This is a genomic window from Pseudomonas sp. UBA6310, assembly GCF_002438225.1.
Lineage (GTDB): Bacteria > Pseudomonadota > Gammaproteobacteria > Pseudomonadales > Pseudomonadaceae > Pseudomonas_O > Pseudomonas_O kuykendallii.
The window spans coordinates 56,570-63,565 of record NZ_DJTK01000073.1 but is presented as its reverse complement, the minus strand read 5'-3'; the positions used below and the strand labels follow the sequence as shown (position 1 = coordinate 63,565).

Genomic DNA, 6,996 nt, shown 5'->3' with positions numbered 1-6,996 from the left:
GCCGACTGACGTTCCACAGACCCGATTCGGAGCAACCGATGGCCGCTCGCCTGATCTACGTGATGGACCCGATGTGTTCCTGGTGCTGGGGGTTCGCCCCGGTGGTCGATGCGCTGGCCGAACAGGCGCTGGCCGCCGGCGTGCCGACCCATCTGGTGGTCGGCGGCCTGCGCCACGAGCGCGCAACGATGGAGCCGGCGGCGCGGGTGCGCACCCTGGGTTACTGGCAGGCGGTGAACGCCACCACCGGGCAACTGTTCAATTTCAACGAGGGCTTGCCGGACGGGTTCGTCTACGACACCGAGCCGGCCTGCCGCGCGCTGGTCGCCGCGCGCGAGCTGGACGAGGACAGCGTCTGGCCGCTGCTGGAGCTGATCCAGCGCGCCTTCTACCAGGAGGGTCGCGACGTCACCCTGCCGACGGTGCTGGTGGAGCTGGCCGAGCGTGCGGGCATCCCGCGGATCGAATTCGCCGCGGCTTTCGACGAGCTGGAAATCCGCGAGCAGACCGCCGGAGACTTCGCCTGGGCGCAGAACCTCGGCATCGCCGGGTTCCCCACGCTGCTCGCCGAGCACGACGGGCAGATGGCGCTGCTGACCAACGGCTACCAGCCGCTGGAGCATCTGGCGCCGCTGCTGACCCGCTGGCTGGAGCGCAACGTCCGGGGCTGATCCGCGCCCCGGTCTTTCCGAGGCATCAGGGACGCAGGATGATCTTCTCCGCGCTGCCGGCGTTCACCTCGGCGTAGGCCGCCGGGCCCTGCTCCAGCGGCATTTCGCGCAATCCCGTCGGCAGCGGCAGGCGTTCCTCGTCGAACAGGCGGCCGAACGCTTCCAGCATCGCCGCGCACTGGGTGGCGTCGTACAGCAACGAGTTGACCCCGACCACCGAGCCGCCGCGGCGATACAGCGCCAGGGCGGGCAACTGCACCTGGCCGTCGACCGGCGCGGCGATGATCGCGATGCGACCGAAATCCGCCAGGGCCGGAACCGCCGCCGGCAGCCAGAAGCCGGTGGTATCGAAGATCACCTCGGCGCCGCCGGGAAAATGTGCCTGTACCTGGGCGCCCAGATGCTCCGGCTGCTCCAGCACGATGGCCGGGATGCCGGCGGCATTCAGGCGATCGGCCTGCTCGGGCCTGCGCACCGCGGCGAGCAGCTCGGCGCCCCGCGCCCTGGCCAGCGCGAGGGCGGCGCTGCCCACCGCACCGTTGGCGCCGATCACCAGAAAGCGCGTGCCGGCGTCGACCGCGGCGCGCTCCAGCGCGTCCCAGGCCGTGGTGTAGGGCACGCCGAGGGCCGCTGCCTGGACGAAGCTAAGCCGCTGCGGCTTGTGCGCCACGCCGCTGGCGGGCAGGGCGATGAACTGCGCGTGGCTGCCGTCGCGGGCGAAGCCGAGCGGCTTGCCGGTGCCCCATACGGCGGCGCCGAGCAGATCGCCTGCGCCTTCCACGACCACGCCGGCGAAGTCGCGACCCGGCACGCGCGGCAGGGTGGTGTAGGGGAAGCGCCCGAGCACGTTCTTCACGTCGCTGGGGTTCAGGCCGGCGGCTTCCACGCGCACCAGCACCTCGCCTTCGGCAAGGCGTGGCGGCGGGATGTCGCGCAGTTCGAGGGCGGCGAGGTCGCCGGTACGGGCGAATTGCAAAGCTTTCATGGGGATTCCTCTTCGGGGGTCAGTGCAGCCACTGGGCGAGAAACTGGCGACCCAGCGGCAGCAGGGCTTCGCCGATCTGCATGCCGAGCAGTCCGACCAGGGCGATGGCCGGTGGCGCGGGCGACTTGAAGTCGAGCAGGGCGTAGAGCGCACCGACACCCAGGCCGATTAGCAGCGAGATCAGGTAGTTCATCGAAACCTCCGGGTGGCGTGGGCGATGGCGGCCAGTCTATGCAGGCGCGCTGTCACGCTCCGGCCATAGGCTTCTGCCTATCGGCCAATCTCGCCGCTCAGTCGCCATCGCGGCGCAGGTAGTCCGATGGCGCCACGCCCAGTTCGCGGCGGAACATGTCGCTGAAGCTGCTCGGCTGATAACCCAGCGAACGCGCCACCGTGCTCACCGGCGTGCCCTGGATCAGCGCGGCGACGGCGGTGGCGAGCTGCACCTGGCGGCGCCATTCGGCGAAGCCCAGGCCGAGGCTGCGCTGGAACAGGCGGGTCAGGGTGCGCACGCTGGCGCCGGCCTGTTCGGCGTGGCGCTCGAAGGAAATCTCCAGCGACGGCGCCGCCATCACCGCCTGGCACAGGCCGAGCAGGCGGCGGTCGGCGTCGTCGGGCAGTGGCACGCGCAACCAGGAATGCCGCGCGCGGCGCAGTTCGAGCAGGGCCAGGTTGGCCAGCGCCTCGTAGTAGCCTGGCTCGTCCTCGCGCTCCTGCTCGACCAGCGCCAGCACCAGTTCGCGCAGCAGGCGGCTGACCTCGACGATGCGCACCTGCGGTTCCAGCGCCTCGGCCAGCGTCGGGCGCAGGTAGATGTTGCGCATCTCCAGCTCGGAGACCACGCGAATCCCGTGCGTCACCCCCGGCGGCAGCCACACCGCGCGCTGCGGCGGCACCAGCAACGCCTCGCGTTCGGTCTCCAGCCACATCACGCCGGAGATCGCGTAGAGCACCTGGCCCCAGGCGTGCTGGTGCGGCTCGATGTAGAGGCCGCGCGGATAGCTGCGCGCCAGCCCGCGCAGGGGCTTGCTGGTGCTGTTCAGGTCGGGGGGCGTGGCGCGGGCCATGGCATGCTCGAGGGTGGAGGCGTCGGCATCTTAGCCAAGAAGCACGGGCGCTGGCGACGCCTGCGAACCTGGCGAAAAGCGCCTCTGCCGGAGGCCGTGAAGCCGGTAAACTTCGCCCCAACCCTCAACCGGAGAGCGCCCGCAATGACCGAAGAAACGGACATCCAGCCCGTCGAACCCCTCAACGCCGCCGAAGCGCGCGTGCTCGGCAGCCTGATCGAAAAGCAGCTCACCACCCCGGAAAGCTATCCACTGACCCTCAATGCGGCGGTTCTCGCGTGCAACCAGAAGACCAGCCGCGAGCCGGTGATGGAACTGACCCCCGGCCAGGTCGGCCAGGCCCTGCGTAGCCTCGAAGGGCGCGGGCTGGTGCGCCTGGTGATGGGCAGCCGCGCCGACCGCTGGGAACAGCGCGCGGACAAGACCCTCGGACTGGTCGCGCCGCAACTGGTGCTGCTCGGCCTGCTGCTGTTGCGTGGCCCGCAGACCCTCGGCGAGCTGCTCGCGCGCAGCGGCCGCATGCACGATTTCGAGGATGTGGGGCAGGTCCAGCATCATCTCGAACGCCTGGCTTCACGTCAGATGGCGGTCCAGCTGCAGCGCCAGCCCGGCCAGCGCGAGGAGCGTTTCATGCACCTGCTGGTGGACCCGGAGGAGCTGCAGGCGATCATCGCCGCGCGCGCCGAAGGCGGCGAATCCTCCACCGCTCGGGGTGGTCAGGCCGAACGCCTGGCCGAACTGGAAGCCCGCGTCGCCGCGCTGGAAGAGCGCCTGGCGCGGCTCGAAGGCTGACCTGGCCCTCCGGGGCGCAGTGCCACCGCGTCGGTGCGCGTGACGCACCCTACGGTGCGGTGCTTTGCGCGATGAGATCGGGAGCCGATGCTTTCGTAGGGTGCGCCGCGCGCACCGAAGGCGCCGGTGCGCATGGCGCACCCTACGGTGCGGTGCTTCGCGCGATGAGATCGGGAGCCGATGCTTTCGTAGGGTGCGCCTGGCGATGCTGTCGGAATGCCAATGCAATTCGTAGGGTGCGCCGCGCGCACCAAAGGCGCCGGTGCGCATGGCGCACCCTACGGTGCGACGCTTCGCGCGATGAGGTCGGGAGCCGATGCTTTCGTAGGGTGCGCCGCGCGCACCAAAGGCGCCCGGTGCGCATGGCGCACCCTACGGTGCGGTGCTTCGCGCGATGCTGTCGGAATGCCAATGCAATTCGTAGGGTGCGCCGCGCGCACCAAAGGTGCCGGTGCGCATGGCGCACCCTACGGTGCGACGCTTCGCGCGATGAGGTTGGGAGCCGATGCTCTCGTAGGGTGCGCCGCGCGCACCAAAGGTGCCGGTGCGCATGGCGCACCCTACGGTGCGGTGCTTCGGGCGATGAGGTCGGGAGCCGATGCTTTCGTAGGGTGCGCCGCGCGCACCAAAGGCAGCGGTGCGCATGGCGCACCTACGGTGCGACACTTCGCGCGATGAGGTCGGGAGCCGATGCTTCCGTAGGGTGCGCCGCGCGCACCAATACCGCAGCAGCGTGGCGCCCAGGGCTCACGCTCCAACAGGGCGACTCGTCTGCTTCAGCGTTTCCGCCCATTCGCGCAGCGGCAGCGGCGGTTGCTGCTGCCAGATGCGTGCCCAGATCAGCTTCATCTGCGCCGCGCCGCCACGCTCCATCGGTAGGCGTTCGACGTAGGGAATCAGCTGCCACTGCCCGTCGCGGCGTTCCGCCAGCGGGAAGCGGAAGGGATGGAAGCCGGTCATGCCCAGGCGCAGGTCGGTGACGATCAGCTGGCCGTCGATCTCGTCGTAGCGCAGCCAGTCGCCGGTGAACCATTCCAGGCGCTTTTCCTGCGGCGAATCGGCCAGCACGGCGCGCAAGCCGGTGCCGCGGGCGAAGCGCTCGATCCGCGGCGGCTGGCGGTCGAACCAGCCGACCACCGCCTCGTGGTAATCCGCCCCGTCGCCCACGATGACCCGCCAGAGCAGGCTGTTGAAGGGTGTCGGCCCGCTAAACAGCGCGTCGGCGTGGATGCCCTGGCGCGCCAGTTCCTTCTCCACCGCTTGCTCGGCCATCTGCTTGCCGGCGACGGTGAATCCCAGGTACAGACTGGACAGCGCGAGCGCCAGCAGCGGCAGGCGCGGAGGCTTGTCGCGCAGGCCGTGGACCAGCCCGCCGATCACCGCCACCAGCAGCGGCGCGGTGTACAGCGGGTCGATGATGAACACCGTCGACCAGGCGGTCGGCGTCGGCGTGAACGGCCAGAACAGCTGGGTGCCGTAGCTGGTGAAGGCGTCCAGCAGCGGATGGGTGGCAAGCACCAGCCACAGCGTGACGAACAGCCGCCCGGCGGAATAACCGGGATGCGGGCGCCAGCGCAGCAGCAGGGTGAGCGCCAGTGCCAGGCCGGTCAGCACCAGCAGGGAATGGCTGAAACTGCGGTGGTAGGTCATTCCCGCCACCGCGTCGCCATAATCGATCACCACGTCGAGGTCCGGCAGGGTCGCCAGGGCGGCGCCGTAGAGCAGCGCCTTGCGTCCCTGCCAGCGGCCGAGCAGGGCGGCCTGGAGCGTGGCGCCGAGTACCGCCTGGGTTATCGAATCCATGGTTGCCTCGTTCGCCGATCTTGGCCGCCACGGTAATCCATCGGCGCCCGTGCGGTGGGCAACGGATCGTTGGAAAAGGTTTCCGCGGATGTCTTCGGCGCGGCGTTGCGCGCGGATCGAAGGTCAGGAGTCGCGGTCTGAGGTAGGGTAGTCACCCGCCCAACGACGAACGCCCGCCATGCTGGAAATCTCCAACGCCGTCCACCTGTCCGATGACGAGATCGAACTCACCGCGATCCGCGCTCAAGGCGCTGGCGGGCAGAACGTCAACAAGGTCTCCAGCGCGGTGCACCTGCGGTTCGACAGCCAGGCGTCGTCCCTGCCGCCGTTCTACAAGGAACGCCTGCTGGCGCTGCGCGACAGTCGCATCACCGGCGAGGGCGTGGTGGTGATCAAGGCGCAGCAGTACCGCACCCAGGAACAGAACCGCGCCGACGCCCTGGAGCGCCTGGCCGAGCTGATCCGCGACGCCGGCAAGGTGGAGAAGAAGCGCCGCCCGACCAAACCCACCCTCGGCTCGAAGAAGCGCCGCCTGGAGGGCAAGGCCAAGCGCGGCGCGATCAAGGCCGGGCGCGGGCGGGTGGATGTCTGATCGGCTTCACGGCGTTCAGGCGCGTGCCTGGGTGGTCTCCGCCCCAGCCGCTGCGCTGGCCGCACGCCGCGCGTAGCGTTGCGCGAGCACCGCGCAGACCATCAGCTGGATCTGGTGGAACAGCATCACTGGCAGGATGATCGCGCCCACCGCGCTGCTGGCGAACAGGACGTTGGCCATCGGCACGCCACTCGCAAGGCTCTTCTTCGAGCCGCAGAAGACGATGGTGATCTCGTCCTCCTTGGAGAAGCCGAGCTTGCGCGCGAGCAGCGTGGTCATGCCCAGCGACAGGGCCAGCAGGATGCAGCAGCACACCAGCAGCCCGGCCAGCGCCGGCAGCGGAATCGACTGCCAGAGCCCCTGGATGACCGCCTCGCTGAACGCGGTGTAGACCACCAGCAGGATCGAGCCCTGGTCGAAGAACTTCAGCGAACCCTTGTGTGCATCCACCCAGCGGCCGATCCAGCGACGTGCCAGCTGGCCGGCGACGAAGGGCACGAAGAGCTGCAGGACGATCTTGCCGATGGCGTCGAGGCCGCCGTTGCTGCCCTGCACGCCGAGCATCAGTTGCACCAGCAGCGGGGTGAGGAAGATTCCGATCATGGTCGAGGCCGAGGCACTGCACACCGCCGCCGGGATGTTCCCGCGCGCCAGCGAGGTGAAGGCGATGGCCGACTGCACGGTGGCCGGCAGCGCGCAGAGGAACAGGATGCCGAGGTACAGCTGCGGCGTGACCAGCGGCGAGAGCAGCGGTTTCAGCGCCAGGCCGAGCAGCGGGAAGAGCACGAAGGTGCAGCACAGCACCAGCAGGTGCAGGCGCCAGTGCAGGAAGCCGGCGAGCACTGCCTCGCGCGACAGCTTGGCGCCGTGGAGGAAGAACAGCATGCCGATGGCGAAGGTGGTCGCCCAGTGGAACACCTCGGCGACCGAGCCGCTGCACGGCAGCAGGCTGGCGGTGATCACCGTGGCGATCAGGGCGAGGGTGAGGTTGTCGGGCAGCAGGCGAGGACGGGCCATGGAATCTCTCGGCGGTGGCGTGGGTTGATCAGGTCTGCGACTCTACGCCTCGGGGAAACTTCCGACTAA

At 69.5% G+C, this 6,996-nt stretch carries 8 protein-coding genes; 3 read left to right on the top strand and 5 right to left on the bottom strand.

The annotated features are described in order from the left end of the window. Positions 1–38 precede the first annotated feature (38 nt). Positions 39–671 (top strand): DsbA family protein, encoded by a 633-nt coding sequence (locus B3E91_RS18015; protein WP_287030808.1) that lies wholly within the window; start codon positions 39–41, stop codon positions 669–671. 25 nt (positions 672–696) lie between these two features. Here the strand turns inward: B3E91_RS18015 and B3E91_RS18010 are convergent, their stop codons facing one another. The 3 genes from B3E91_RS18010 to B3E91_RS18000 all read right to left on the bottom strand — a co-directional run bounded on the left by B3E91_RS18010 (position 697) and on the right by B3E91_RS18000 (position 2,723). Further along, positions 697–1,656 (bottom strand): quinone oxidoreductase family protein, encoded by a 960-nt coding sequence (locus tag B3E91_RS18010; protein WP_287030807.1) that lies wholly within the window; start codon positions 1,654–1,656, stop codon positions 697–699. Positions 1,657–1,675: 19 nt separating this feature from the next. Continuing rightward, on the bottom strand, positions 1,676–1,849 hold the full coding sequence (locus B3E91_RS18005) for a DUF1427 family protein (RefSeq protein WP_090230219.1): 174 nt from the start codon (positions 1,847–1,849) through the stop codon (positions 1,676–1,678). 97 nt (positions 1,850–1,946) lie between these two features. Beyond that, positions 1,947–2,723, bottom strand: coding sequence for an AraC family transcriptional regulator (locus B3E91_RS18000; protein ID WP_287030806.1), 777 nt, complete (start codon positions 2,721–2,723; stop codon positions 1,947–1,949). A gap of 144 nt (positions 2,724–2,867) precedes the next feature. On the opposite strand from B3E91_RS18000, the gene B3E91_RS17995 reads away from it, so the two are divergent. Then, positions 2,868–3,515, top strand: coding sequence for a YceH family protein (locus B3E91_RS17995; protein ID WP_286785538.1), 648 nt, complete (start codon positions 2,868–2,870; stop codon positions 3,513–3,515). Positions 3,516–4,262: 747 nt separating this feature from the next. Here the strand turns inward: B3E91_RS17995 and B3E91_RS17990 are convergent. Then, positions 4,263–5,318: a metal-dependent hydrolase gene (locus B3E91_RS17990; RefSeq protein ID WP_287030804.1), complete on the bottom strand. Its 1,056-nt coding sequence runs from the start codon at positions 5,316–5,318 to the stop codon at positions 4,263–4,265. Positions 5,319–5,496: 178 nt separating this feature from the next. On the opposite strand from B3E91_RS17990, the gene arfB reads away from it, so the two are divergent. Further along, positions 5,497–5,910: an alternative ribosome rescue aminoacyl-tRNA hydrolase ArfB gene (gene arfB, locus B3E91_RS17985; RefSeq protein ID WP_286785537.1), complete on the top strand. Its 414-nt coding sequence runs from the start codon at positions 5,497–5,499 to the stop codon at positions 5,908–5,910. 15 nt (positions 5,911–5,925) lie between these two features. Here the strand turns inward: arfB and B3E91_RS17980 are convergent, their stop codons facing one another. Continuing rightward, positions 5,926–6,927 carry a bile acid:sodium symporter family protein gene (locus B3E91_RS17980; protein ID WP_287030802.1) on the bottom strand — a complete coding sequence of 334 codons (1,002 nt, stop codon included), beginning with the start codon at positions 6,925–6,927 and terminating at the stop codon, positions 5,926–5,928. Positions 6,928–6,996: the final 69 nt, after the last annotated feature.

Bases quoted from the DNA above. Each gene is read 5' to 3' on its own strand.
- B3E91_RS18015 (WP_287030808.1), top strand. From the start codon at position 39: ATGGCCGCTCGCCTGATCTACGTGATGGACCCGATGTGTTCCTGGTGC.
- B3E91_RS18010 (WP_287030807.1), bottom strand. From the start codon at position 1,656: ATGAAAGCTTTGCAATTCGCCCGTACCGGCGACCTCGCCGCCCTCGAA.
- B3E91_RS18005 (WP_090230219.1), bottom strand. From the start codon at position 1,849: ATGAACTACCTGATCTCGCTGCTAATCGGCCTGGGTGTCGGTGCGCTC.
- B3E91_RS18000 (WP_287030806.1), bottom strand. From the start codon at position 2,723: ATGGCCCGCGCCACGCCCCCCGACCTGAACAGCACCAGCAAGCCCCTG.
- B3E91_RS17995 (WP_286785538.1), top strand. From the start codon at position 2,868: ATGACCGAAGAAACGGACATCCAGCCCGTCGAACCCCTCAACGCCGCC.
- B3E91_RS17990 (WP_287030804.1), bottom strand. From the start codon at position 5,318: ATGGATTCGATAACCCAGGCGGTACTCGGCGCCACGCTCCAGGCCGCC.
- arfB (WP_286785537.1), top strand. From the start codon at position 5,497: ATGCTGGAAATCTCCAACGCCGTCCACCTGTCCGATGACGAGATCGAA.
- B3E91_RS17980 (WP_287030802.1), bottom strand. From the start codon at position 6,927: ATGGCCCGTCCTCGCCTGCTGCCCGACAACCTCACCCTCGCCCTGATC.